Annotated in this window: 23 protein-coding genes and 1 tRNA gene; 15 read left to right on the plus strand and 9 right to left on the minus strand. The window is 68.7% G+C overall.

Features of this window, described 5'->3' with window-relative positions:
• The first annotated feature begins 43 nt into the window (after nucleotides 1-43).
• The 3 genes from SACXIDRAFT_RS13850 to SACXIDRAFT_RS23085 all read left to right on the plus strand — a co-directional run bounded on the left by SACXIDRAFT_RS13850 (nucleotide 44) and on the right by SACXIDRAFT_RS23085 (nucleotide 2,001).
• The gene (locus SACXIDRAFT_RS13850; RefSeq protein ID WP_232285303.1) at nucleotides 44-1,180 is read left to right on the plus strand and encodes a hypothetical protein; all 1,137 of its coding nucleotides are present in this window, start codon (nucleotides 44-46) and stop codon (nucleotides 1,178-1,180) included.
• 99 nt (nucleotides 1,181-1,279) lie between these two features.
• Nucleotides 1,280-1,780, plus strand: a complete 501-nt coding sequence (locus tag SACXIDRAFT_RS13855) for a MogA/MoaB family molybdenum cofactor biosynthesis protein (protein ID WP_006239192.1) — start codon at nucleotides 1,280-1,282, stop codon at nucleotides 1,778-1,780.
• Nucleotides 1,781-1,836: 56 nt separating this feature from the next.
• The gene (locus SACXIDRAFT_RS23085) at nucleotides 1,837-2,001 is read left to right on the plus strand and encodes a hypothetical protein (RefSeq protein ID WP_006239193.1); all 165 of its coding nucleotides are present in this window, start codon (nucleotides 1,837-1,839) and stop codon (nucleotides 1,999-2,001) included.
• Between the two features lie 15 nt (nucleotides 2,002-2,016).
• Here the strand turns inward: SACXIDRAFT_RS23085 and SACXIDRAFT_RS13860 are convergent, their stop codons facing one another.
• From SACXIDRAFT_RS13860 to SACXIDRAFT_RS13865, 3 genes are all read right to left on the minus strand, one after another.
• Nucleotides 2,017-2,673 (minus strand): SAF domain-containing protein, encoded by a 657-nt coding sequence (locus SACXIDRAFT_RS13860; RefSeq protein ID WP_006239194.1) that lies wholly within the window; start codon nucleotides 2,671-2,673, stop codon nucleotides 2,017-2,019.
• Nucleotides 2,674-2,835: 162 nt separating this feature from the next.
• The gene (locus SACXIDRAFT_RS22470; RefSeq protein ID WP_006239195.1) at nucleotides 2,836-3,183 is read right to left on the minus strand and encodes an FmdB family zinc ribbon protein; all 348 of its coding nucleotides are present in this window, start codon (nucleotides 3,181-3,183) and stop codon (nucleotides 2,836-2,838) included.
• A gap of 113 nt (nucleotides 3,184-3,296) precedes the next feature.
• Nucleotides 3,297-3,908, minus strand: a complete 612-nt coding sequence (locus SACXIDRAFT_RS13865; protein WP_006239196.1) for a 5-formyltetrahydrofolate cyclo-ligase — start codon at nucleotides 3,906-3,908, stop codon at nucleotides 3,297-3,299.
• A gap of 24 nt (nucleotides 3,909-3,932) precedes the next feature.
• Here SACXIDRAFT_RS13865 and SACXIDRAFT_RS13870 point away from each other — a divergent pair, with 24 nt between their 5' ends.
• The 7 genes from SACXIDRAFT_RS13870 to SACXIDRAFT_RS13900 all read left to right on the plus strand — a co-directional run bounded on the left by SACXIDRAFT_RS13870 (nucleotide 3,933) and on the right by SACXIDRAFT_RS13900 (nucleotide 8,930).
• Complete coding sequence (locus SACXIDRAFT_RS13870) at nucleotides 3,933-4,835, plus strand: UTP--glucose-1-phosphate uridylyltransferase (protein ID WP_006239197.1); 903 nt, start codon at nucleotides 3,933-3,935, stop codon at nucleotides 4,833-4,835.
• Nucleotides 4,835-6,103: a molybdotransferase-like divisome protein Glp gene (gene glp, locus SACXIDRAFT_RS13875; RefSeq protein WP_006239198.1), complete on the plus strand. Its 1,269-nt coding sequence runs from the start codon at nucleotides 4,835-4,837 to the stop codon at nucleotides 6,101-6,103. Before SACXIDRAFT_RS13870 ends, glp begins: the two co-directional genes overlap by 1 nt.
• 12 nt (nucleotides 6,104-6,115) lie before the next feature.
• Entirely contained in the window at nucleotides 6,116-6,793 is a 678-nt protein-coding gene (locus tag SACXIDRAFT_RS13880; RefSeq protein WP_006239199.1) for a GNAT family N-acetyltransferase, read from the plus strand.
• Nucleotides 6,794-6,973: 180 nt separating this feature from the next.
• Nucleotides 6,974-7,867: a divisome protein SepX/GlpR gene (gene sepX, locus SACXIDRAFT_RS13885; protein ID WP_006239200.1), complete on the plus strand. Its 894-nt coding sequence runs from the start codon at nucleotides 6,974-6,976 to the stop codon at nucleotides 7,865-7,867.
• A gap of 57 nt (nucleotides 7,868-7,924) precedes the next feature.
• Nucleotides 7,925-8,000 (plus strand) — tRNA-Ala (locus tag SACXIDRAFT_RS13890).
• 286 nt (nucleotides 8,001-8,286) lie between these two features.
• A complete protein-coding gene (locus SACXIDRAFT_RS13895) occupies nucleotides 8,287-8,676 on the plus strand; it encodes a DUF302 domain-containing protein (protein ID WP_006239201.1) in 390 nt (129 codons plus the stop codon).
• A 44-nt stretch (nucleotides 8,677-8,720) separates the two neighbouring features.
• Nucleotides 8,721-8,930 (plus strand): SHOCT domain-containing protein, encoded by a 210-nt coding sequence (locus SACXIDRAFT_RS13900; protein WP_006239202.1) that lies wholly within the window; start codon nucleotides 8,721-8,723, stop codon nucleotides 8,928-8,930.
• Between the two features lie 10 nt (nucleotides 8,931-8,940).
• Here SACXIDRAFT_RS13900 and SACXIDRAFT_RS13905 read toward each other — a convergent pair whose 3' ends face one another.
• Nucleotides 8,941-10,203 carry an MFS transporter gene (locus SACXIDRAFT_RS13905; protein ID WP_006239203.1) on the minus strand — a complete coding sequence of 421 codons (1,263 nt, stop codon included), beginning with the start codon at nucleotides 10,201-10,203 and terminating at the stop codon, nucleotides 8,941-8,943.
• A gap of 202 nt (nucleotides 10,204-10,405) precedes the next feature.
• On the opposite strand from SACXIDRAFT_RS13905, the gene SACXIDRAFT_RS13910 reads away from it, so the two are divergent.
• Both SACXIDRAFT_RS13910 and SACXIDRAFT_RS13915 read left to right on the plus strand, forming a co-directional pair.
• Nucleotides 10,406-11,074, plus strand: a complete 669-nt coding sequence (locus tag SACXIDRAFT_RS13910; RefSeq protein WP_006239204.1) for an ArsR/SmtB family transcription factor — start codon at nucleotides 10,406-10,408, stop codon at nucleotides 11,072-11,074.
• 141 nt (nucleotides 11,075-11,215) lie between these two features.
• Entirely contained in the window at nucleotides 11,216-12,424 is a 1,209-nt protein-coding gene (locus tag SACXIDRAFT_RS13915) for an MFS transporter (RefSeq protein WP_040922660.1), read from the plus strand.
• A gap of 11 nt (nucleotides 12,425-12,435) precedes the next feature.
• Here SACXIDRAFT_RS13915 and SACXIDRAFT_RS13920 read toward each other — a convergent pair whose 3' ends face one another.
• A complete protein-coding gene (locus SACXIDRAFT_RS13920) occupies nucleotides 12,436-15,198 on the minus strand; it encodes a cation-transporting P-type ATPase (protein WP_006239206.1) in 2,763 nt (920 codons plus the stop codon).
• Nucleotides 15,199-15,339: 141 nt separating this feature from the next.
• Nucleotides 15,340-16,017: a universal stress protein gene (locus tag SACXIDRAFT_RS13925; protein ID WP_040922181.1), complete on the minus strand. Its 678-nt coding sequence runs from the start codon at nucleotides 16,015-16,017 to the stop codon at nucleotides 15,340-15,342.
• A gap of 295 nt (nucleotides 16,018-16,312) precedes the next feature.
• Between SACXIDRAFT_RS13925 and SACXIDRAFT_RS13930 the strand changes: the two genes are divergently transcribed.
• Together SACXIDRAFT_RS13930 and gdhA are read left to right on the plus strand one after the other, a co-directional pair.
• Nucleotides 16,313-17,068, plus strand: coding sequence for a thioesterase II family protein (locus SACXIDRAFT_RS13930; protein ID WP_006239208.1), 756 nt, complete (start codon nucleotides 16,313-16,315; stop codon nucleotides 17,066-17,068).
• Between the two features lie 197 nt (nucleotides 17,069-17,265).
• The gene (gene gdhA, locus SACXIDRAFT_RS13935; protein WP_006239209.1) at nucleotides 17,266-18,609 is read left to right on the plus strand and encodes an NADP-specific glutamate dehydrogenase; all 1,344 of its coding nucleotides are present in this window, start codon (nucleotides 17,266-17,268) and stop codon (nucleotides 18,607-18,609) included.
• 9 nt (nucleotides 18,610-18,618) lie between these two features.
• Here the strand turns inward: gdhA and SACXIDRAFT_RS13940 are convergent, their stop codons facing one another.
• From SACXIDRAFT_RS13940 to SACXIDRAFT_RS13950, 3 genes are read right to left on the minus strand one after another with little or no spacing between them, the layout of a single operon-like run.
• Nucleotides 18,619-20,448, minus strand: a complete 1,830-nt coding sequence (locus SACXIDRAFT_RS13940; protein ID WP_006239210.1) for a serine/threonine-protein kinase — start codon at nucleotides 20,446-20,448, stop codon at nucleotides 18,619-18,621.
• Nucleotides 20,445-22,388 carry a serine/threonine-protein kinase gene (locus SACXIDRAFT_RS13945; RefSeq protein ID WP_006239211.1) on the minus strand — a complete coding sequence of 648 codons (1,944 nt, stop codon included), beginning with the start codon at nucleotides 22,386-22,388 and terminating at the stop codon, nucleotides 20,445-20,447. Before SACXIDRAFT_RS13945 ends, SACXIDRAFT_RS13940 begins: the two co-directional genes overlap by 4 nt.
• A gap of 7 nt (nucleotides 22,389-22,395) precedes the next feature.
• On the minus strand, nucleotides 22,396-23,421 hold the full coding sequence (locus SACXIDRAFT_RS13950) for a tryptophan--tRNA ligase (protein WP_006239212.1): 1,026 nt from the start codon (nucleotides 23,419-23,421) through the stop codon (nucleotides 22,396-22,398).
• 131 nt (nucleotides 23,422-23,552) lie between these two features.
• On the opposite strand from SACXIDRAFT_RS13950, the gene SACXIDRAFT_RS13955 reads away from it, so the two are divergent.
• Entirely contained in the window at nucleotides 23,553-24,983 is a 1,431-nt protein-coding gene (locus SACXIDRAFT_RS13955; RefSeq protein WP_006239213.1) for an aminotransferase class V-fold PLP-dependent enzyme, read from the plus strand.
• The last annotated feature ends 10 nt before the right edge of the window (nucleotides 24,984-24,993 follow it).

A 24,993-nucleotide genomic window follows, 5' to 3' on the forward strand; every position in this document is an offset into this window, starting at 1 on the left:
GAGCATCGCGGCAGCGGTGGCGGTGCTGGCCGGTGGTGCCTTCGTGACCGTTGGAGCAGTCGGCGGCGAGAGTGAGGCTGACCGGGTGGCGTCCGCTTCCGGTTCCCGCGATCTCGACCGTTGCTGGGCCGCTGTGGAGAAGGCAGGTAAGGCCGCTGAGTACCCGGACCGGGAAACCTGGCAGGTGGTGGACGATCGATCGCTCCACCTGACGAGGCTGACCATGATCAAGGCCGATCAGCAGAGCATCTTCTGTGAGACGTCGATGACATCCGTCGCGGTGTCGAAACCGGCGACATCGAAGGCCCAGCAGATCGACGGCGTCATGGCCACCCCCAACGGCACCGTCGTCGGGCACGCCCCTTCGAGCGTCACCGCGGTGGCTGTGTGGTCGGACGGCCTGGAGAGCGATGACCCCACCTCGACACACGCGGTGAGTGGATACGGTCGCCACGACAGCGAGGTGGAGGTCCAGGACGGGGTTTTCGTCGCCGAGCTCGCTCACCACGACATCACCGGGCTGCAATTCACCGCCACCACCATCAAGCAGGCCGATCCGGCGCAGGAGCGGGAGATCCACGAGACGGCGATTCGGGTGCCGGAGCCCCTTGTTAACGTGATCGATCGCCCGGTGGACGAAAACCGGAGTACCCGGGACGAGGCGCAACGGGGACTCGAAAGCTGCCTGGAAGGGCCCGGAGGCGAGGCGGGTGGTCCGGTGGTGGACGCGCCGACGTGGCGAGCGGGCGCGGTACTCGACCAGCAGGTGAAGGAAGACACCGGGAAAGGCAAGTCGGCAGCCGCTTACGATCTGGAGTGGCGCGTTGCCCTCAACGATCACGTCACCGCTGTGTGCCGAGTCTCGCCGGTGTGGCGCTTCTCCGCGTACCCGTCTCCCGACGAACTCACATCGGCCGAGCAGCCGATCGCCACGGTGACCGGTGAGAACCATGTCTCGGGGCTGTCTCTTGTGGGTGTGACGAGCGAGGAGATCGCGCGCGTCGAGCTGCGTCACGGGGAGGACACCGAGGTCGTGTCTGTCCGGGAGCGGACGTTCGCCGCGACCCTTGCCTCTGCCGATGGCGAGCCCTTCGAGGCCTCGAAGATCGCCGTGGTGGCTTATGACGCCGACGGCAAGGTCGTACACGAGGGACGGCTTCCGGACATTCCGAAGCAATGAACCAGCCATGAGGGAAGGCCGTCGCGGTGCGCCATAGCGCGGCGGCCCTCCCACGGCGTCGATCACCCTGGGTTTGCGGCGGGCACTACGGTGGTGCACATGGAACGGGATGCGCAGCGGTTGGGCCGGGCCCTCGTCGTGATCGTGGACGACAGGTTGGCGCAGGGCGAGCTGGAGGACAGCACGGGTCCGCTCGTCACCGAGCTGCTGGAAGAGGCGAACTTCATCGTCGATGGCGTCGTGGTGGTCCGTGCGGACACGGTCGAGATCCGCAACGCACTCAACACGGCTGTCATCGGTGGCGTTGACCTTGTGATCACCGTCGGCGCGACAGGGGTGTCTCCCCGAGACGTCACGCCCGACGCCACTGCCGGGGTGCTCGACCGTCCTGTGCCCGGCATCGCGGAGGCGCTTCGCTCCTCCGGGCTGGCGGCCGGTGCGGTGGACGCGGGTATCTCGCGGGGACTCGTGGGTATCTCGGGCAGCACACTGGTGGTGAACCTCGCGGGCTCCCGCTCGGCTGTCCGTGACGGCATGGCCACGCTTTCCGCGCTCGTGCCCCACGTCATCGACCAGCTCTCGGGGCTCGACGAGGCCTGAGCTGCCTGAGGGGCCTGACGGCGGATCGGCAAGCCATGGACGAAGGTACGAGGCGAATGGCCCAGAACCGACGCGAGGAGCGGGACAGGAAGAAGGCACTGGACCGCGTGTTCGGTGAAGTACTTCCCGAGACGACGCGGGACGAGCGTGACGCCACGTCGCGATCGGGCCTTCCTGACGACTGGTATCGGGAGAACCGGCCACCGCATCACGACCGCTGAACCCGGCGAGGCGCGTCATCGCAGTATCACGGTGACGGGCCGGTCGAGGCCGGCTGCGGCGACTCGGGGAGCGTGTTCGTCGGCCACGGAGACGAGGACAAGGGGTGTCTCCTCCTGCCCCAGCGGCCCGCCGACTCGCGCTGATTCCTGCTGTGCCACGGTGACCACCGTGGCGCTCCGCGCGAGGACCTCAGCCTGATCCGTCTCCGCCGGTACGACGACGTCCACGCGAGTTCCCGGCCGCAACAGGTCGGTGATTCCGGGGTCTGCCAGCCGGAGAGGCACCGTGGTGTGACCAGGCGGCCCACTGTTGCTGCCCACGAGCCGGACGTCGGTGATGGGCTCGCCAGCGCGTGCGGCACCCGCCAACCGGCGGTGCACCGCCTGCGCCGGGTCGGTGAGAGCGCCGTCGGGGCGGAAACCGGCGTCCATATCGACAAGCCGGACGTCGGAGATGGACAGCGCCGAGCCCGACGACACGTCTCTCGCGGTGACGAGTGTGGGCAGTACCTTTGCACCACCCGCACCCGGAGTGGCGGCGAGTGCCGCGGCGACGAGGAGTAACGCAGCAGCGAGCGCGCGTCGCAGGAGAGCCAGTGGTCGCCCGCGCAGCCGTGCCCGTAACCGAGCCTTCAGTCCTGTGCGCCGACCGCGTGGCCGAATGTCGTTCATGCCGCTTCCCCTCGTCGTTCCCCCGTGGGCGCTACCTGCACCCCACTGGAAACGGACGATAGAAGCGACTCATCACCGACAAAAGCGGCTGATGAACGGCCTGTGGACAACTCGGGGCCCTGTGGACAACCCGTTCAACCGGGTTGCATCACGAGCCCGATGTCAGGATGCTGCGGCGGACGCCGTGGTCGTACTGGAGCTCGACGAGCCGGAATCCGACTTGGCGGATCCGTTGGACGAGCTTCCCGACGCGGTTCCGCCGTCGGACGAGCTGCTGCCGTTGGAGGAGCTGCTGCCGTTGGACGGCTTGGCCGCCGTGGACGACTTCGAGTCCGACCGCGAGTCGGTGCGGTAGAACCCGCTGCCCTTGAAGATCACACCGACGGACCCGTAGAGCTTGCGCAGCGTTCCCCGGCACTCGGGGCACTCGGTCAGGCTCGCGTCGGAGAACGATTGGACCACCTCGAACCGGTGGTCGCACTCCTTACAGGCGTACTGATAGGTCGGCACAGGGTCTCCTTCGAGGCTCTCGCACTCGCATCTGGCACTCGATTGCCGAGAGTGCTAACGCAATTCTGCTCGATCGTGTTCCCCGAGCGCAATCGAGGTGTGCCTGACACGGGTCACACCTGGGCGCTCTCCGCCAGCGAGAACACGCCCCGGCCAGGTGTGAGCGCGGCGTGCATCCGCACGTCGTGGGGTTCGGCGGGAAGGCGATCGACGAGTTCTGTGTCGCGGATCACTGCGACGAACCTGGTGTGCCGGGAGGCGAGCACGAGTGAACGGTCGTAATGACCGGCTCCTCTGCCGAGCCGCACACCGACGCGATCGACCGCCAGCGCGGGAACGAGCACGATGTCCGCCTCGGCCACGGCGTGCGGTCCCAGCCTCGGCCCTGTGGGCTCAAGCAGGAACGCGTACCGCCCCGGCCGCAACGAGGCAGCGTCCGAGTACTCGGCCCAGTCCAGGGGACTGTGCCCGGTGGGTACGACGGGAAGCAGCACGCGGACGCCCCTGTGGCGCAGGACGTCGAGCAGTTGCGCCGAGCCAGGTTCGGTGCCGAACGGCACGTAGGCGCACACGGTCGAGGCACTGAGTTCGGCGAGGCCACGGGTGAGGGCCGCTGCCTCAGCGTCACGCTGCTCTCTCGTGATCTCGGCCCGCGCGGCGTCCACCCGCTTTCTCCACGCGGCCTTGACACTCGCAGGGGGGTTGTCGTTGTCGGTGGGTTTCACGGGACCAGGCTAGGCTTTGCGGCCATGACGGGCGCCACGATTGAGACCACGTTCCGGACCGCCATCGTGCCGGCTGCCGGGCTCGGCACGAGATTTCTCCCCACCACGAAGGCCGTTCCGAAGGAGCTGCTACCGGTCGTTGACACCCCGGGGATCGAGATCGTCGCGAGCGAGGCCGCCAAGGCGGGGGCACGGCGCATGGTGATCGTCACCTCCCCCGAGAAGAAGTCGGTTGCCGACTACTTCTCCGGCAAGCCCGAACTGGAGGCAGCGCTGGAGCGTAAGGGCAAGACGGAGTTGCTGGAGAAGGTGCGGAGGGCACCGGCGCTGCTGGACGTCGAGGTGGCGATCCAGGAGGAGGCACTCGGCCTGGGCCACGCCGTCGCGCAGGCGGAAAAGAACCTGGACGACTCCGACACGGCCGTCGCGGTGCTGCTGCCCGACGATCTTGTGCTGCCCGCGGGCGTGCTGTCCAAGATGGCCGAGGTGCGCGCCCGGTACGGCGGCAGCGTCCTGTGCGCCTTCGACATCCCGAAGGACCAGATCTCGCCCTACGGTGTTTTCGACGTCTCCGACACCGACGACGCCGACGTCAAGCGGGTTCACGGCATGGTGGAGAAACCTGCCCCTGAGGCTGCGCCGTCCACTTTCGCAGCGGCGGGCCGCTACCTGCTCGACCGCGCGATCTTCGACGCGCTCAAGCGCATCGAGCCCGGCTCCGGCGGGGAACTCCAGCTGACCGACGCCGTCGCGTTGCTGATCTCCGAAGGGCACCCTGTGCATGTCGTCGTGCACCACGGAGGGCGGCACGACCTCGGCAACCCAGGCGGCTTCCTGCGCGCGGCCGTCGATTTCGCCCTCGACAATCCCGACTACGGCCCCTCCCTGCGTGAGTGGCTGATCGAACGGATCGGTACCGCCGGCTGATGAGTGAGACCGAATCGACCGTCGTCACGCACCCGAGAGCCGAGCTGCGGTCGGTCGAGGACCATCTCGCACTGCTGTTGAAGGCAGCGGTGCGTCCCCGTCCTGTTCGGGTGGCGATCTCCGAGGCGCAGGGCTTGCTCTGCGCCGAGGAGGTCGTCGCCGATCAGGCACTGCCTGGTTTCGACCAGGCCGCCGTCGATGGTTACGCCGTGCGCAGCGTCGATGTCCGCACGGCCAACGAGGAGCCCGTCGAGATGCCGGTGGTCGGCGAGATTCCGGCCGGGTCACGGCAGCCGAGGCGCCTCCAGCCAGGCCAGGCCGTGCGGGTGGCCACCGGCGCACCGCTTCCCACGCTCGCGGATGCCGTCGTGCCGGGCTCCTACACCGACGGTGGGGCTGCGAAGGTGACGGTGCGCAAGGCTGTTCCCTCGCACGGATACGTCCGCAGGACGGGGGAAGACGTCCAGACCGGCGACGTCGCCGTGCGCAAGGGCGACACGATCGGGGCCGCGCAGGTGGGTCTGCTGGCCGCTGTGGGCCGTTCGAAGGTGCTCGTGCATCCCCGGCCGAGAGTGTCGATCATTTCCGTCGGCGACGAACTGGTGGACATCGACCGCACGCCTGCCGTCGGCCAGGTCTACGACGTGAACTCGTACGCGCTCGCCGCAGCCGCCAGGGACGCGGGCGCGGAGGTGAGCCGGGTCGGCATCGTCCCCCTCGACCCGAGGAGGCTGCGGGAGACGGTGGAGGGCAGGCTGCTGATGTCCGAGGTGATCGTCGTGGCGGGGGGCGCAGGCGGCGGTATCGGCGACGAGGTGCAGGCCGCTCTCTCCGACCTCGGCGACATCGACACGACGCGGGTCGCCATGCACCCTGGTTCGACGCAGGCGTTCGGCAGACTCGGCCCCGATGCGGTGCCCACCTTCCTGATCCCGGGCAACCCGATGAGCGCGCTCGTGGTGTTCGAGGTGATGGTGCGTCCGCTGATCCGCGCTGCCCGCGGCACCCGGCATCCTCACCGGAGGACGGTGGAGGCGCGGCTGCTGTCGCCCGTCACCTCGACGAAGGGGCGCCGTGGCTACCTGCGCGGGCAGTTGCTGCGTGACGAGAGCAACGGCGAGTATCTGGTTCAACCACTCGGAACAGGCGGCTCCCACCTCCTCACCTCGCTCGCCGAGGCCAACTGTCTGATCAATGTGGACGAAGACCTGACGGACGTCGCCGCGGGGGAGCAGGTCAAGGTGGCCTTCCTCGCGCCACGCGCATAGCCGGAAGCGGTCATGTCCACCGGGTACGGCACGCCGTATGTGGCCGAGCCTCAACGCCCCGGCTGGCCCGCGAAGGCGGGGCCGCTGATGGTCCCGTCCGGCACCGTCCGGCTACGGCCGCTGCGGCTTCGGGACGCCAGCGAATGGAGCCGTCTGCGACTCCGGGACCGCGAGTACCTCGAACGCTGGGAGCCCGCCCAGCCCGGCACGTGGCGTGAGCGCAACGCCGTCGCCGCGTGGCCGTCCCAGTGGTCCGCGTTGCGGCGCCTTGCCCGGCGTGGTCAGTGTTTCCCCTTCGCGATCACTGTGGACGATGTGTTCGCGGGGCAGCTCACGATCGGCAACGTGATCAGGGCCGCGCTGCGCTCCGCGTGGATCGGCTACTGGGTGGCCTCCACGGTCGCCGGAGGGGGTGTGGCGACGGCGGCGGTGGCGTTGGCCACCGATCACGCCTTCAGAGAAGGCGGCCTGCACCGGCTGGAAGCGACGGTCCGGCCGGAGAACGCGGCGAGCCTGCGGGTGCTGGAGAAGGCGGGCTACCGCGAGGAAGGTCTGTTCCGCCGTTACCTCCAGGTGCAGGGTGAGTGGCGGGATCACCTGTGCTACGCCGTCACGGCGGAGGAGACGGGCGACGGCGTCGTCTCCCGGCTCGTCGCTACGGGCAAGGTCACCTTGCCTGAGCAGCGTTGATTTCGCGTGAAGCGAACGTAGGTCAACCAGGTGAGTCGGAAAACCATCCGGCGAGCCTCCGCGTTTTCTGTTACTCCTGTGACTAGCGTGGCGAGAGTCGGAGTGAGGGCGGGACAAGGGCCGTGAGGTTCAACGCATCCTTCACGACGGCGCGCAGTACAGGTCGGGGGAGGTGACGGAGTGCCCAGCTCGTTGATCATCGTGGGGCTCGCTGCGGCATGGCTTGCCGTCCTCGTTCCCATGGTCGCGCGCAAGCGACAGGTCATAACGCAGACCAACGACGCGGCTCTTGCCGCGCGGGTGGTGCGCAGCGGGAGTGCGCGGCGGACGTCGGGCGGTGAGTCCGAACAGGGGGCCGTGGACTCGGTGGCCGGCGAGGACGGCGAGGACGGCGAGGACTTCGAGGGCGCGGACGACGGCCTTCGGGATGCCTACGACGGTCCCGAGTGTTCCGGCGACAGCGACGGCGACGGCGATGCCTACGGTGACGAGGACGATACGTACGAAAAAGACCACCATGACGGGGATGACGACGGCGACGACGGTGAGATCTCCTCGGAGCGCAACGCGGTGATCGAGCGCCGTGCTGTGCGGCGCTATCGGCCGGGCCGAGGCGGATTCGACCCCGAAGCCGCCGCGCTCGCGGCCAAGGCGAAGTACGCCTTCCGCCAGCGCGTGGTCGTGATGCTGTTGCTGACGGTGGTGACCACGGCGGTCGTTGCTGGTGTCGTGCTTCCGGTGCTGTGGTGGGCACACGGCGCTGTTGACGTGGTCCTCGTCGCGTACCTCGTCTACCTGCGCAGGCAGGTCCGTATCGAGGAGGAGATCCGGCAGCGCAGGCTTGCCAGGCTGAGGGCGGCTTCGCGACGCACGCCTCGTCGTGCGGGCCTGGTCGAGGACGTCGAGGTGGTCGTCAGCGAACCCGGCGACGTAGTGGGGGCCGAGCGCAAGCCGATGCCGACCACGAGGGTGCGCAGGCAGGCAGTCGTGGTCGATCTCGAGGACGAGGACCCGGCGTTCCACGAACTCGACGACCCGGGGCGCTATTCGTACCGGAAGGCCGCGGGGGAATAGGGACCCCCTTGCTCGGTGGGTGTGGCCGGGTTGCTATGCTCACCGGGCAATTGAAAAGGGGCTGTAGCGCAGTTGGTAGCGCGTCTCGTTCGCATCGAGAAGGTCAGGGGTTCGATTCCCCTCAGCTCCACCAGATTCGTGAAGTTTCGATCATTCTGTGAGGCTGTTCCCGCTGAGGTGGGAGTGGCCTCGTTTCCTTTGTGTGGCGGGGAAGTCCGCCGTTGCGCATGCCCGATCGCGACACGCGCGGCTCTTCGTCGTGGTCGTGGTGTTCGGTGAGCACGTTTCGGGCTCGAACTCGGCGGGGCGCGCGCTCATCCGACGTTGTCACCCGGATGAGTGCGTTGCGTGGCTGGAGGGTATCCGGTCGGCGGTGACCGCCGGGCTCAGGCGGTCGGACCCCGAGGAGAGTGATCGACGTGAACTACGGCATCGCCGTGCGGCTACAAGCACCGATGGGCGAGACAGTCGAGCGGGTACGTGCCGCGCTCGCCGAGCAGGGGTTCGGCGTGCTGACCGAGATCGACGTGCAGGCGACGTTGAAATCGAAGCTGGGCGAGGAGACCGAGCCCTATCTGATCTTGGGAGCGTGTAACCCGCAACTCGCGCATCGGGCGCTCGGTGTGGACCGCAGGATCGGGATGTTGTTGCCCTGCAACGTCGTGGTGCGGGCCGACGGTGATTCGACCGTGGTGGAGGCTCTCGACCCGCAGGTGATGGTCACCGTGCCAAAGGAGCCCGGCTTGCAGCCGATCGCTGACGAGGCCCTGCGGCGACTACGTTCCGCGCTGGAGACGATCGAACGATGACGGCGTTCGCGCTGTGCGATCGATGTCACGGAGGTGATGCCGGAATGATGGGCTGTGCGTCCGCAGGCTGGATCTGGGTGTGGTTCGCGATGATCGTCCTCCTCGTGACCGTCGTCGCTGGCGTCGTCGTGTGGTCGATCTCGAATCGGCGCTCGCCACAGGGTGGCGACGCGCGGCGGATCCTTGACGAGAGGTTCGCCCGCGGGGAGATCGACGAGGAGGAGTACCGGCGACGGCGCGCGGAGTTGCGTTAGGCGCCGCCGGTCACGGCATCGGTGGCGTCGAGCGGGTGGGATGCGTCTCGTACATTCGCACGGCGACCGTGATACCGGAGGCGAGACTCAGCGCAGCGGCGGCCCACACGGCAGCGCGCAGGTCCACGAGATCGGCGACGACACCGCCGAGGAGCGCACCGGCGGCGTAGCCGCTGTCGCGCCAGAGCCGGTAGACACCGACGGATCGGGCACGCCAGCTGGGATGGGCGACGTCGCCGATGGCTGCGAGCAGGGTCGGGTAGACCATGGCGGTTCCCGCGCCGAGCAGAACGGTGGCGACCGCCCACGCGGAGAAGTCGTTGCCGACCGCGATGAGGGCGAGAGCAACGGCCTGGGTGAGCATGCCGGCCGTGATGAGGTGCTTGCGGCCCCACCTGTCGGACAGCGCCCCCGTGACGAGCTGACCGGCTCCCCAGACGGCGGGATACAGGGCGACGAGGAGCCCCACCCGGTTCACGGGAAGGCCCGCGCCGGAGAACAGCAGGGGGAACAGCCCCCAGGACAGCCCGAAGTTGAGGTTGTTGACGAGACCGGACTGACTGGCCGACGACAGGGCAGGGTCGGTGAGGGTCGTGCGGGTGAAGACCTGCCGGTCGGTCAACTCCGGAGCCGCTTCGCCGGTGCCGTCGGCGAACTGTGCCGCTTCGAGGCTGGCGAACTCGCGGGTCTCGCGAACCAAGAGGGTCGAAAGGGCGAGCGCGAGCACAATGTAGGCGGCGCCGAGCAGGAACGGGGCTGGGCGGAGTCCGTACTGTTCGGCGAGGTAGCCGGCAAGGACCGAGGTGATCGCGACGGCACCGTATCCGGCTGCCTCGTTGAGGCCCATGGCGAGCCCGCGCTGCCGGGGGCCCACAAGGTCCACCTTCATGATCACCGTGGTTGACCAGGTCAGACCCTGGTTGATGCCGAGGAGGACGTTGGCCGCCACGATCCAGCCCCAGTGCGGAGCCAGGATCAGCATCGCGGGCACCGGGATGGCGATCAGCCAGCCCGCGATCAGCACGGGTTTACGGCCGAACCGGTCGGACCAGGTGCCCGCGAAGTAGTTGGTCGCGGCCTTGCTGAGGCCGAACACGAGCACGTAGGTCAGCAGGAACGTGTAGCCGGTGAGCCGGAACTCCTGCTCGGCGAGTAGCGGGAGTACGGTCTGCTCCTGTCCCACCATGCCGCCGACCAGGGCGTTGACCGCGACGAGGAGGCTGAACTGCGCCAGGTTCGCACGCAGGCCGAGTCGTACGGGGGAGCGGCTCACCTCGTCGGCTCCGATCGCCGAGCACCGAGGGTGAGGTGACGGCACGGCTCTACCCGGGTTTCCGTGGCGCTGTGGGCCCGGTGGCCGGGACGGTTCGCGGCCTCGGCGTGCAGCACGGTGCAGGTCACGTCGCCTCCTTACGCGAACGGCTGGTCAATCCCCCGATCCAGTTATACGCTATTCCATGGATGATTGGAGGATCATGGGCGATCGCGACGCCAAAGCCGTGTTGTTCGACCAGTTCGCCAGGGTCGGCAAAGCGCTGGCAAGCGGTAAACGACTTGAGCTTCTGGACCTCCTCGCGCAGGGTGAGCGCACCGTGGACGCGCTGGCGCGGACGGCGAACCTGGGCCTGACGACCGCCTCAGCGCATTTGCAGACGCTCAAGCGGGCGAACCTGGTCAGCACCCGGCGAGAGGGCACCAAGGTCTACTACCGGCTCGCCGGAACCGACGTCGCCGTCCTGTACGCCCAGCTGCGCGCGGTCGCGGGCGCGCACCTGCCCGACGTGGAAGCCGCCCGCGCCTCCTACTTCGGTAGCGGTCCTAGTGCCGACAGTGCCGAACAGGTCGGCCGCGACGAGTTGCTGCGCCGGGTTCGCAGCGGCACGGTCCTCGTGCTCGACGTACGCCCGCGTGAGGAGTACGAGGCCGGTCACATACCGGGCGCGGTGTCGATACCCGTTGACGAACTCGAGGACAGACTCCACGACGTACCGGCTGATCAAGAGGTGGTCGCCTACTGTCGCGGGCGCTATTGCGTACTCGCCCACGACGCGGTTCGCCTGCTCCATGCTCACGGTCGCCGCGCTCGCAGGCTCACCGAAGGAATGCTGGAGTGGCGGCTCGCCGAACTCCCCGTCGAGACGTGAGCTGTCCGCGAAGCCGCAGGACGTGTGACTCCCGGCCCCGAACCCCGACCCCCAACCGGCACGGAAAGGCAACCCCCGTTGACCGCCGCCACCACCGAAGCGTCACAGCGATCCCACCCAGCCCACCGTCGCGTGCTCCGCGTGCTCGTCGCGGCCCAGATCCTCAGCGGCGCCGGTCTCGCGGCCGGTATCACCGTCGGGGCATTGCTTGCCAAGGACATGCTGGGCACGACCAGCCTTTCCGGCCTGCCCAGCGCCCTGTTCACGATCGGGTCCGCCGCTTCGGCGGTGCTCGTCGGCCGGATCTCGCAGCGTCTCGGCCGCCGTGCGGGCCTCTCCCTCGGCTACGGTGTCGGCGCGCTGGGAAGCCTCGGCGTTGTCGCCGCCGCGGCCTCCGGCAATGTGCCCCTGCTGTTCGCGTCGCTGTTCGTGTATGGCGCGGGCACAGCGACGAACCTCCAAGCCCGCTACGCCGGAGCGGATCTCGCGGCGGCGCGCCATCGGGGCAGGGCAGTCAGCACCGTGCTCGTGGCCACCACGTTCGGCGCTGTTGCCGGTCCGAACCTGGCGACGCTCACCGGTGACGTGGCAGGCGCGATCGGCATCCCGCGCCTCGCGGGTCCTTTCCTGTTGGCCGCACTCGCCTATGCGGCGGCGGGAACGGTGCTGTGGCTCCTGTTGCGACCCGACCCTCTGCTCACGGCGCGGCGCCTCGCGGCCGAGTCGGCCGACGGTTCGGACGCCGACGAGCAGGGGCGGAACCCGTCCGGGACGGCGGGCGGCAACGGGTGGATCGTGCTCGGCGCGACGATCATGGTGCTCACCCAGCTCGTCATGGTGGCTGTCATGACCATGACCCCCGTGCACATGCAGCATCACGGACACGGTGTGGGTGCGGTCGGTGCCGTCATCGCCATCCACGTCGCGGGCATGTACCTGCCTTCGCCTCTGAGCGGACTGCTCGCCGACAGGTTCGGGCGGCTTTGGCTCGCCGTGGCATCCGCCGTCACACTCCTCGTCTCGGGGCTGCTCGCCGCGCTGTCGCCTGCCGACTCCGTCGGTCTGCTGGCACTTGCGCTCGCGCTGCTGGGTATCGGCTGGAACTTCGGCCTGGTCAGCGGTACCGCGATGATCACGGACAGCGTTCCCTTGGCGACCCGCGCCAAGACACAGGGCACCGTGGACGTCGCCATCGCGATCTCGGGAGCTGGGGGTGGGATGGCATCGGGTCTGGTCATGGCGGCCGGTGACTACGCCACTCTCGCCGTTGTCGGTGGAGTGCTCTCCCTGGCGATCATCCCAGCCGTGGTGTTCACCGCGCGGTCCCGCACGGCCGGCCAACGCCCCTGAGAACCGGCTTCTCAGCGTCGCAGCCGCTTGTCGATGGCGACGACGAGGGCGGCGACACCGGAGATGGCGAGGATGCGCAGCCACACGCCCCCGCCGATGGGTGCGGTGCCGAACACGGTGTTCATGGCCGGGAGGTAGGTGATGGCGAGCTGGCCGATCGCCTGCGCAGTGGCACCGACCGTGATCCACCGATTGGAGAACAGCCCGATGCGCCATGCGGACCTGGTCAGCGAGCGGCAGCTGAACAGGTAGAAGGCCTCGACCATGACGAAGAGGTTCAGCGCCGCCGTGCGGGCCTCGGCCAGGTTCGCCCCGTGGGCGAGTTCCCACTCGAACAGCCACCACGATCCCCCCACCAGCAGGCTGGAGACCAGCAGGATTCGCATCACCAGCGCGCGGGTGAGCAGCGGTTGCCCCGGATCACGTGGGGGCCTTGCCATGATCCCGGCTTCCTTCGGCTCGAACGCGAGCATCAGACCCAGCGCGACGGCCGTGGTCATGTTGATCCACAGGATCTGCGTCGGCAGGATCGGCAGCGCGGCACCGAACACGATCGCGGCGAGGATCACCAGTCCCTCACCGATGTTGGTCGGCAGGGTCCACGTGATGAATTTGGTGAGGTTGTCGAAGACACCGCGGCCTTCTTCGACGGCGGCTTCGATGGTGGCGAAGTCGTCGTCGGTGAGAACCATGTCGGCGGCGTCCTTCGCGACCTCGGTGCCACTGCGTCCCATGGCGACCCCGATGGCGGCCTGACGCAGTGCCGGAGCGTCGTTGACGCCGTCTCCCGTCATCGCGACCACGTGCCCCCTCGACTGCAACGCCTCCACGAGCCGGAGCTTCAGTTCCGGGGACACCCTCGCGAAGACGGTCGCACGCTCGACAGCGTCGGGCAGTTCCTCGGCAGGCAACTCGGCAAGGTCGGTGCCCGTCAGTACACGGCCGGCGCGGCGCCGACCGAGCACGGGAGGCTCACCGGCCGCGTCGAGAAGACCGACCTTGCCCGCGATCGCGGTGGCGGTCGCGGCATGATCCCCGGTGATCATGCGCACGGAGATGCCTGCGGTGTGGCAGGCCGCGACGGCAGCGGCAGCGGCAGCACGCGGCGGATCGAGCATGGCCTGTAGCCCGGTCAGCACCATCGTGCCTGGCAACGAGTCATCCCCGAACTCGTCCCGCGCCGTCACGGGACGCATGGCCGTGGCCAGCACCCGCAACCCCTTTCCTGCCAGGTCGTCGGCGGCGCGCAGCACCTCGGCGCGGTCGAGTGGCGAGACCGTGCCGTCGGACAGTTGACCAGCGCAGAGGTCCAGTACCCGTTCGACGGCGCCCTTCGCGAGCACGACGTGATCGGCGGAGGACGGTGCCTGCGGTGCCGGTGTCGTCATGGCATCGCGATGGAGGGTCGCCATGTACTGACGTTCCGAGCTGAACGGGATGGTCGCCTGCCGGGGGAGCAGCTCGGCGACGCGGTCCGGGGTGAATCCCGCCTTGGCGCCCACCACCAGCATCGCACCCTCGGTGGGATCACCCACGATGTCCCAGTGTCCGTCGCGCTCGCTGAGCGAGGCGTCGTTGCAGGCGGCTCCCGCCAGCAGCGACCACCGAAGCGCCGCGCCGAGGCCGGTCGGGTCCGTCGTGTCGATCGGAGTGCCGTCGTCGCCGAGCAGCGTGCCCTCCGGCCGGTAGCCGGAGCCGGTGACCTCGACGCCGCCGTCGGGAGTCCACACGGTACGCACGGTCATCTGGTTCTCGGTCAGAGTGCCGGTCTTGTCCGAGCAGATCACCGTGGTGCTGCCGAGGGTTTCCACAGCAGGCAGTCTGCGAACGACCGCTCGGCGGCGTGCCATCCTTCCGACGCCGATGGCCAGGGTGATCGTGACCGCGGCCGGGAGTCCCTCGGGAATCGCGCCGACGGCGAGGGCGATCGCCGCCGTGAAGGTCCCCGCAGCGTCCTGCCCCCGCAGCAGTCCCACGGCGAACGTGACCGCGGCCAGTCCGAGGATGCCGACGGTGAGGATTCTGCTGAACCTGGCGAGCTGCTGGGTCAGTGGCGTGTCGAGTGTTTCCGCTGCCCCCACGAGGCGGTGGATCTCGCCCAGTTCGGTCTCGGCCCCGGTCGCGACCACGATCCCGGCGCCGCTTCCCGAGGTGACCAGGGTGCCCGAGTACGCCATGTTGTGCCGGTCGGCGACGGGCACCGTTGTCGGCAACACCGCCCCGTCCTTGGCGACGGGGACTGATTCGCCGGTCAGTGCCGACTCGTTCACCCTGAACTCGGTCAGGCGGATCAGCCGCAGATCGGCAGGTACCTTGTCGCCTGCTTCGAGCAGCACCAGATCACCGGGGACGAGGTTCTCGGACGCCACCGTCCTTTCCCGGCCGTCGCGAACCACCCTCGCTCGTGTCCTCGCCATCGACCGCAGACCTTCGAGGGCTGCCTCGGCCTTGGATTCCTGGATGAAGCCCACGAGCGCGTTGACAACGACCACACCGAAGATCACCGAGGAATCGATGTATTCGGCGAGCGCGGCCGTGATCGCTCCGGCGGCGAGTAGGACATAAATCAGCGGGTGGTGGAACTGGCGGAGGATGCGCCGCAGCATCCCCACACCTCGCGGCGGGGGCAGGATGTTGTGCCCGAACCTGGCGAGACGCTCGGCGACCTGCTTATCGGTAAGTCCTCGGTGCTGGTCGGTTTCCAGCAGCAGCACGACCTCGTGGGTCGCGAGCCCGTGAGGTGCATTGCTCTGCGTGGGACTGGATGGAGACATCAGTACCCACCCTGCCTTGCCGTGAACGACGGCGCTGGTGCGAACACGACGCCACTTGTGCCTGAGGCTGGAGTGGCAGCTGTTGGGTCACCGGGTGGTTTCCGTGACCTTTCGCCGTGTGGCCGAGTGTCCCTTGCGACCCTACTGATTCTGACCCGGCGCATCCCTAGTCTCGGTCTTCGGCATCGAGGTAGAAACGGGTCCAACGACGAGAACAGGAACGGATGAGTGCGCGACCACATCGGCCGAGACGCTGCCGAGCAGCCGCGCCAAACCCCGACCGCGCCGACCGACGATCAACAGGTCCATGTCCTGCTCCTTCGCGAACCGGCGAAGTGACGCACCCGGTGCACCCGCCAGCACCTCGAAACTCGCCGGGACAGCGTCGCCGAGGCGAGCGGCCGTCGCCGTGAGCCGCCCCATGGCGTCGTCGAATGCCGCATCGGCTGCACGGCCCTCGTGGCCGGTCGCGTCGTAGGACACGACCTCCGCGAGCACAAGGGTTTCGAATTTGCTCCCGAACAGGTGAAGTGCTGTGGCCAGGGCCTCTTCCGACTCCGGCGACCCGTCCACGCCGATCAGCACTCTTGGCTCCCGCAGCCTCTCGGGATCGGCTGCTGGGATACCGCCCGGACCGGATGCGGCCAGCCGAGGGCGGCGCTCGACCCGCTCCAAGGCGATTGGCACGAACAGCGGTCCCATCGCTACCGAGATCACGAGCCACCGTGCATCGTGTCCCCGGCGCATCATCCAGAGGCCGGTCGCGAGCCCGGTGGCGGCCCAGACAACGGCGAAAATCAGGATGAGCCCTGGGTCCATGCCGACCACGATAGGTCCGCGGCACACTGGCCGCTGCGCGCCGGAGATCACGGTGCCTTGAAAGGTCCAGGTCCTCGTGATGGCGTCTCGCTGACTCGGGGTGCAACTCACCTCCGGCGGCCACGCCGGCCCTCGAGGCGGGACACCCACTCCAGGGGCGTGATGGTCTTCCTGTCCCATGCCGATCCGGGTCCTCCTACCTGTGCGGCGGGGGTACCCCTAAGGGGTTGCTTGTCGGGCGCGCGACCAGCACTGTCGGACAGCGGGATCAACATCGAGGCGAAGAGGTGCAGACATGACGCGCGACGACAACGAGTTGTGGATCCGGCGCTTTCATCCCGCGCCGGAGGCTGACACGAGGCTGGTCTGCCTGCCTCACGCCGGTGGTTCGGCCAGTTTCTACTTCCCGGTTTCCAGGACACTGACTCCGCGATTCGAGGTGCTGGCCGTCCAGTACCCGGGACGGCAGGACCGCAGGGCAGAGCGGTGCCTCGACACCATCGCCGAGCTGGCCGACGCCGTCGTGGCCAGGCTTGTGCCCTGGACCGACAAGCCACTCGCCTTCTTCGGCCACAGCATGGGCGCGACGCTGGCCTTCGAGATCGCCCTGCGCCTCGAACAGCGGGGCATCGTGGCGTCGGCGCTGTTCGCGTCAGGGCGCCGTGCTCCTTCCTGCGGCAGGGCGGAGTCGGTGCACCTTGAGGACGACGACACGCTGGTCCGCGAGATCGGCACGCTCGGCGGCTCCGAGGCACAGGTGCTCAAGGACGAGGAGATCCTGCGCGCTGTGCTGCCCGCGATCCGTGCCGACTACAAGGCAGCGGAGACCTACCGCTACCAGCCGGGGCCGCCGTTGTCGTGCCCGGTGTACGCGATGGTGGGGGACAACGACCCGAAGGCCAGTATCGATGAGGCACGGTCGTGGGAACGTCACACGACAGGTCACTTCGAACTCAGGACGTATCCGGGTGGGCACTTCTACCTCGTCGAGCAGGCGGCGAGCGTCACAGCCGCGATCGTCGAGTTGATGGGCGCCCCAAGCCGGACGTAGTTCCTGCCTGGCAGGAACTCGTTCGCGCTCCTGGAAACGGCTGTTCGTGGCGCAGTTCACGCGCCCGGCCGCTCCGGTGGCGGACATCACGGCGAAACCGGCCCATGGTGACGCACGCGGTCTTGCCTCCTGAAGCGTCGCAATGTTTCGTTGAGGGTTAACGATTCGGTCATCGAACAGCTGTCCAGGAGGCGGGTGTGCCCATTCACGAACGGCTCGAGAGCGTCTACGCCGAAGTACTCGCGCGCAATCCCGGCGAGACGGAATTCCACCAGGCCGTGCGTGAGGTCCTCGAAAGCATCGGACCGGCTGTCGGCAAGCACCCGCAGTACGCCGATGCCAAGATCGTCTCCCGCATCTGCGAGCCGGAGCGGCAGATCATCTTCCGGGTGCCGTGGGAGGACGACTCCGGCGAGATCCACATCAACCGCGGCTTCCGGATGGAGTTCAACAGCGCCCTCGGCCCCTATAAGGGAGGGCTGCGTTTTCACCCTTCGGTGTATCTCGGCATCGTGAAGTTCCTCGGCTTCGAGCAGATCTTCAAGAACGCCCTCACCGGGCTGCCCATCGGCGGCGGCAAGGGCGGGTCCGACTTCGACCCCAAGGGCAAGTCCGACCGCGAGATCATGCGCTTCTGCCAGAGCTTCATGACGGAGCTGCACCGGCACATCGGCGAATACACCGACGTCCCTGCCGGTGACATCGGTGTCGGGAGCAGGGAGATCGGCTACCTGTTCGGCCAGTACAAGCGCATCACCAACCGCTACGAGTCGGGTGTGCTCACCGGGAAGGGCCTGATCTACGGGGGAGCGCGGGTGCGCACCGAGGCAACCGGATACGGCACCGCGTTCTTCGTCAACGAGATGCTCGCGGCGCGGGGTGACGGCTTCGCAGGCAAGACCGCGGTCGTCTCGGGTTCGGGCAACGTGGCGATCTACGCCATCGAGAAGGTCCACCAGCTCGGCGGCAAGGTGATCGCGTGCTCGGATTCCGGCGGTTACGTCGTGGACGAGAAGGGCATCGACGTCGAGGTGCTCAAGGAGGTCAAGGAGGTCAGGCGGGAACGCATCTCCGCCTACGCCGACCTGATCTCCCACGCCCGTTACATCGAGGGCCAGCAGGTGTGGGACGTCCCGTGTGACGTCGCCATGCCGTGCGCGACGCAGAACGAGATCACGGGCAAGGAGGCCAAGCGCCTCGTGCGTAACGGCTGCGTCGTGGTGGCCGAAGGCGCGAACATGCCGACCACGCCCGAGGGCGTGCGCTTGTTCCAGGAAGCCGGTGTCTCCTTCGGCCCCGGCAAGGCCGCCAACGCGGGCGGGGTGGCGACCTCGGCACTGGAGATGCAGCAGAACGCCTCGCGCGACTCGTGGTCGTTCGAGTACACCGAGGACCGGCTGGAGGACATCATGCGCGGTATTCACACGCGCTGCCTCGAAACGGCCGAGGAGTACGGCATGCCGGGAAACTACGTCGCGGGAGCCAACATCGCGGGGTACACGCGGGTGGCCGATGCGATGCTCGCCCAGGGGCTCATCTGACGGCAGTCCTCACCCGCGCGGCAGGTTCGCGGCGATCTCGCTCGCGAGCCGCTGCGCGGGTCCACACGGGTCGTCCCCACTGTCCTGGAGGTAGTACACCTCGATCTCCTCGGAGAGACTGTCGCTGATCTGCCGCTGCGTCCAGCGGATCGCGCAGTAGGCGTCCGAGTCGGTCGTGGCGTTGGCGTCGATGCCGTCCACCGACAGTGGCGAGCTGTTCTCGTCGGGCGAGGCGCCGGGGATTCCGGGGACGACACGCACCCGCACGCTGGTTGTCCCGCTCCATTCGCAGCCGTGCAGGCCGTCGGCGGCCGACCTCGCCGGGCCCAGGACGTCGCGGACCTGCTCGTCGTTCAGCAGCAGGCACACCTCGAGGCCGAGTGCGCTGTGTGAGGGCAGGTCGCGCAGGACGTCGTCGCCGCGTAGTCGTCGCAGCGCCTCGTCGAGCGCTGTTTTCGGCGTGGCGCACGAGTCGGACGACGAGTCGCTGATCCGTACCGCGAGGGCAGGGTCGTCGGTGAGCTGCACGGCGGCCTCGCAGCCGCCGGTGTTGTGGGTGAGCTGGACGGGACGCCCCTCGGCGCCCGGTTCGGTGGGTCCGCTGCCGAACGCCTCTCCGAGTGTCAGTGTGATGCTGCCGGACTCGGTGCCTTCGTAGCGGCACCTGTCGAGGTAGATCGGCTCCTCCTCGGGTAGGAGCAGCCCCATGGACGGCACTCGGGTCTTCGCCAGCACCGCGCAGGGGTCAACCCTGCGGAGCCGCTCCGAGGCGAGGGACTCCTCGACGCTCACCGACGGAGCCGGGGGTCCGGTGGGAGGAGCTTCCTCGGCGGAGGTGAGGTTGACGACGACCACGACGAGTACCGCCACCACCGCCGAGGCCAAGGCAGCCAAGGGAACCGTGTACCCGCTGCGCCGTCGTCCGTCCACCGTGCTCGGTGGTGGCGGGGGCGGTGGTGTCGCCGTCACGGTTCGCAGCCGCTGCTGTTGCCTCGCGATGAGGGCGTGGACGGCGGTCGGCCAGGGAGCCGTCGCCGACGACACCGGGCCGAGTTTCTCGACGAGCTGGGCGGGAGTCGGCCGCTCTGCCGGGTTCTTGGCAAGACACGGTCCGACGAACTCCCTGACCTCGGGTGCGAGAGGACCCAGGTCGGGTTCGGTGTGCGCGACGTTGTACAGCGTCTGCGGAGTGGAGGTGCCGACGAAAGGTCGCTGCCCGGTCGCCGCCGTGAGCAGGAGGGAACCGAGGGAGAAGACGTCGCTCGCCGGGGTGATCTCGCCGCCGAGCGCCTGCTCGGGAGACATGAACGCCGGTGATCCGATGAGTGCGTTGGTGGCTGTGAGGTCCGAGCCGTCGGACGCGCGCGCGATGCCGAAGTCGATGATGCGCGGCCCGTCGTGGGTGAGCAGCACGTTGCCGGGTTTGAGGTCCCTGTGCACCAGCCCGGCCCTGTGGATGTCGGCCAGCGCGACGGCGAGGGTGACGGCGAGATGGCGCAGGGCCGCGACGTCGAGTGGGCCTGCGGCGTCGAGAACGTCGGCCAGCGAGGGGCCCGGCACGTACAGCGACGCGAGCCAGGGGGTCACGGATTCGGTGTCGGCATCGAGGACGGCGGCGGTGTAGGCGCCGGAGACCCGCCGGGAGGCTTCCACCTCCCTGCGGAATCTCGCGCGGAAAACGGAGTCGTGTGCGAGCGCGGGCGACACCAGTTTCACGGCGGCGAACCGACCGTCAGGCCCCACCGCCAGCAGTGCCCTGCCCATGCCGCCCTCACCGAGCACGGCCAGTATCCGGTAGCGGCCCACCTGACGCGGGTCGTGTGGTTCGAGTGGTTTCACGGCTTCGGCAACCTCGCGACGACGTGCTCCGCTGCGGAGCGGGTGGCCGCGCACACCTCTTCGACAGGAAGGTCCGTCGCTGTGGCGCGGTAGCGCAGGGTCACGGTCTCGGTGAACGACTCCTCGGACGGCCGGTGTGCCCAGGCGACGGCGCAGGACGGGCTACCGGGCCGCGGGTCGCGTTGCAGGTACACGGTGTGTGCGCCGAGACGTCGCTTCTCCCAGTCGTCCGGAAGGGCTGCCGGATCGACCTCCTTGGCGAGCTGGAGCGTCAGCGTGCCCGACACGGCCCACTCGCACCCGTGAAGGCCGTCGGGGACGACGGTCGGATTCACCGTGAAGATGTCCGCGATCGCATTCGTGTCGATCAGCGAGCACGGATCGACGTTCGCGAGCGATTCCGCATCGGGATCGCGCTTCGCTCCGCCGTCTGTGAGCCGGTTGAGTGCCACGGAGAGCCGTTCCCTCGCCTCGGCGCAGGGCCGGGCCACGGCGTCACCGACTCCAGGGCCGACCTCGACGCTCACACCGAGGGTGGGATTCGCGGGGAGCACGGCGACGACCTCACACCGGCCCTCACCACCGTGATCGACGACGAGAGAGAGCCCGTCGAGTTCGGTGTCGTCAACGTCGTCGCCGGGGTTCGGCGTCGCGGGTACGGCGTCGCCGAGAGCGAGGTCGAACCAGTGGCCGTCCTCGTGTTCGTACGTGCACCGCGACAGGTGCACGGCGGGACGGGCGGTCAGGCCGGGTTCGCTCGCCAGCACAGCGCAGGGGTCGGTTCCGCGCAGTGTGGCCACTCCGAGCGGATCGTCGTCCGGCTCCGCGTTCACTGTGGTGGACTGGTTGCCCGGCAGCGCTGTCGGCACGGCGGCGGAGCCGGGATCACCAGCGGCGGCACCGCCCGCGCCGTCGCCGCTGTCACCGCCTCCCGCGAGTGCGACCACAGTAGCGGCGACGCCGATCGCGAGTACCGCCGCGACGCCGGACCACACGACCGGCGCGGTCCTGCGCCGTGCGGACATCACGGAGCGAGGCGTGGCGGCCAGGACACGACCCGCTTCCGTCTCCTGACGGCCGATGGCCTTGTGCACGGCGGGTGGCCAGGGAGCCGCACCCGGCGCGACGGTGCCGATCTCGGCGAGCCGGTCGAGCAGTGCGTGCGCCGTGGGCCGCCGCTGCGCCTCCTTGTCCAGGCACGCGGCGACGATCTCGCGCAGCGGGGACGGCACACCGGTCAGGTCGGCTTCGGTGTGCGCCACGTTGTACAGCGTCTGAGCAGCCGAGGACCCCGCGAACGGGCTGCGTCCCGTTGCGGCGAGAACGAGCACGGAACCGAGGGAGAACACGTCGGTGGCCGAGGTCAGCGCGTGGCCGTGTGCCTGCTCCGGCGACATGAACTCCGGCGAGCCGATGACCGACCCCGTGCTCGTCAGCTCGACGTCGTCGGTCACGGCGCGGGCGATGCCGAAGTCGATGACCCTGGGACCGTCGTGCGTGAGCAGCACGTTGCTCGGTTTGAGGTCCCTGTGGACAAGCCCCGCGCGGTGGATGTCGGCGAGAGCCGTGGTGAGTCCCACCGCAAGCCGGTGCAGGGAAGGAAGGGGCAGCACTCCGGTGTCGGCCACCACCTGCCGAAGCGACGGTCCCGGCACGTACAGCGTCGCCAGCCACGGAACGGGTGCGCTGGGATCGGCTGCCAGCACGGGAGCGGTGTAGGCGCCGGACACCCTGCGGCAGGCTTCGATCTCCCTGCGGAACCGTTCACGGAAAACGGGGTCGCGGGCGAGCGAGGCATGCACCACCTTGACGGCGGCCGGCCTGCCCTCAGGCCCCACCGCGAGCAGCACGCGGCCCATCCCGCCCTCGCCGAGCGAACCGAGAAGGCGGTAGGGGCCGACGCGCTGGGGGTCGTGTGGCGCGAGCGGCTTCACGGTCACCGCGGCGTCAGGCGACGCCGACGGCCTTGCGCACCGACGACAACACCCGGTTCGCCCGCTCCCGTGCCCGCTCGGCTCCCCTTGCCAGCACCTCGTCCAGCTCGCTGCCGGGCCGCATGTAGTCGTCGTACCGTTCGCGCATCGGGGCGAGTTCGGTGTTCAGCACCTCGAACAAAACGTTCTTCAACTCACCCCAGCCCATGCCGCCGGCTTCGAGCCTTTTGCGTGTGTCGGCGACGACGTCAGCAGCCGACGCGGGCGCGAACTGCTCCAGGATCTGGAACACCGCCGAGCTGTCGGGGTCCTTCGGGTCCTCGACAGGAGTGCTGTCCGTCGGGATACGGCGCACCAGCTTCTTGAGCTTGTTCTCCGGAAGGAAGAGCGGGATCGTGTTGTCGTACGACTTGCTCATCTTGCGGCCGTCGAGCCCGGGAAGGACATCGCCGGTGCCCGTCTCGGGGATCACCGCCTGCGGGATCTTGAAGCTGTAGCTGTCGCCGTAAAGGTGGTTGAAACTGCCCGCGATGTCGGCGGCGTACTCGACGTGCTGCACCTGGTCCTTGCCGACCGGCACCACATCGGTCTCCATGATCAGGATGTCAACGGCCATGAGGATCGGGTAGTTGTACAGACCCATGTTGACGCCGACGTCGGGGTCCTCACCCGCCTCGACGTTGCGGTCGCGGGCGGCCTTGTAGGCGTGGGCGCGGTTCATGAGGCCCTTGCCCGTGACGCACGAGAGCACCCAGTTCAGTTCGAAGATCTCGGGGATGTCCGACTGCACGTAGAACGTGGTTCGCTTCGGATCGAGTCCCGCGGCGAGCCAGGAGGCGGCGACCGAACGCGAGTAGTGCCTGAGCAGTTCGGGGTCGCGGATGCTCGTCAGCGCGTGGTAGTCGGCGATGAAGTACAGCGAGTCGTACTGCTGCGCCAACCGCAGCGCCGGACGGATCGCGCCCACGAGGTTGCCGAGGTGGACTTCTCCGGACGGTTTGATGCCGGTCAGGGAGACCTTGGCCGCGGGCTGGGACATGCGATCCATCCTAGCCAGCCGTCGTTCACCCGCCGCCGAGCCCGCCTGCCTGCTCGATCAGCCACGGCCGTCTCGCTCGGCCGGGGTCGCGATCGGGCAGGCGGACTACGCTCACCCGGGTGACCGAGCACATGACCCCGGAGCAGTTCCGCGCCCACGGCAGGAAAGTCGTCGATTGGATCGCCGACTACCTCGCGTCGGTGGAGGAACATCCGGTCCGTGCTCAGGTGTCGCCCGGCGAGGTGCGTGCCGCGCTGCCAGCGCACCCTCCCGAGCACGGGGAGCCGTTCGACGCCGTGCTCGCCGACCTCGACCGCGTCGTGCTGCCCGGGATCACGCATTGGCAGCACCCCAGCTTCTTCGCCTACTTCCCCGCGAACGCGAGCGGTCCCGCCATGCTCGGAGACCTGCTGTCCTCGGGGCTCGGTGTGCAGGGAATGCTGTGGGCCACCAGCCCCGCCTGCACAGAGCTGGAGACCGTCGTCGTTGACTGGCTCGCCGAGCTGCTCGACCTGCCGTCGCGGTTCCGCACTGACGAGCGCGGAGGCGGCGTCATCCAGGATTCGGCGTCTGGCGCCGCCGTTGTCGCGCTGCTCGCGGCGCGGCAGCGCGCGGGCGAGGGCAGGCACCGGGTGTACGTGTCGTCGCAGACGCACTCGTCGCTGGAGAAGGCCGCACGCGTGACCGGTATCGGCGCCGAGAACGTACGAGTGGTGGACGTGGACCCCGGAAGCCTCGCCATGGACCCGGAACACCTCGACCGGCTGATCACCGAGGACCTCGCCTGGGGGTTCGTTCCCACGCTGGTCTGCGCGACGATCGGCACGACCTCGACAACGGCGGTCGATCCCGTACCCCGGATCGGGGAGGTCTGTCGCGATCACGGCGTGTGGCTGCACGTCGATGCGGCGTACGCGGGAGTGGCCGCCGTGTGCCCCGAATTCCGGTGGTGCAACGACGGGGTCGCCGAGTACGCGGACTCCTACGTCACCGATCCGCACAAGTGGCTGCTGACGAACTTCGACTGTTCGGTGCTGTGGCTCGGCGATCGCGCGCCGATGGTGGAGGCGCTGTCGATCCTGCCCGAGTACCTGCGCAACGCCGCGAGCAGCTCCGGCGAAGTGATCGACTACCGGGACTGGCAGGTACCGCTCGGCCGCCGCTTCCGGGCGTTGAAGTTGTGGTCGGTGATCCGCTGGTACGGCGCGGAGGGCCTGCGTGCGCACATCCGGCGGTGTGGCGACCTCGCCGACCGGTTCGCGGACCTCGTGGCCGCTGACCCCCGGTTCGACCTCGACCCGCACCATCCGTTCGGGCTCGTCTGCTTCCGGCCGAGGTGGCCGGGAGCCTCGCAGGCCGAGTCCGACGCCGCCACAACGGAACTCATGGAACGGCTCAACGACTCGGGTGAGCTGTACCTGAGCCATACGAGGGCACGTGGACATGTGGTGCTGCGCTTCGCCGTCGGTTCTCCCGCCACCGAGGCGAGGCACATCGATGCCGCGTGGCAACGGATCGCCGCCGAGTACGACGCCGTGATGGCCGAGCGCAAGGACCGCTGAAACCCGCGCT

The sequence above is a fragment of the Saccharomonospora xinjiangensis XJ-54 genome, from assembly GCF_000258175.1.
GTDB classification, from domain to species: domain Bacteria; phylum Actinomycetota; class Actinomycetes; order Mycobacteriales; family Pseudonocardiaceae; genus Saccharomonospora; species Saccharomonospora xinjiangensis.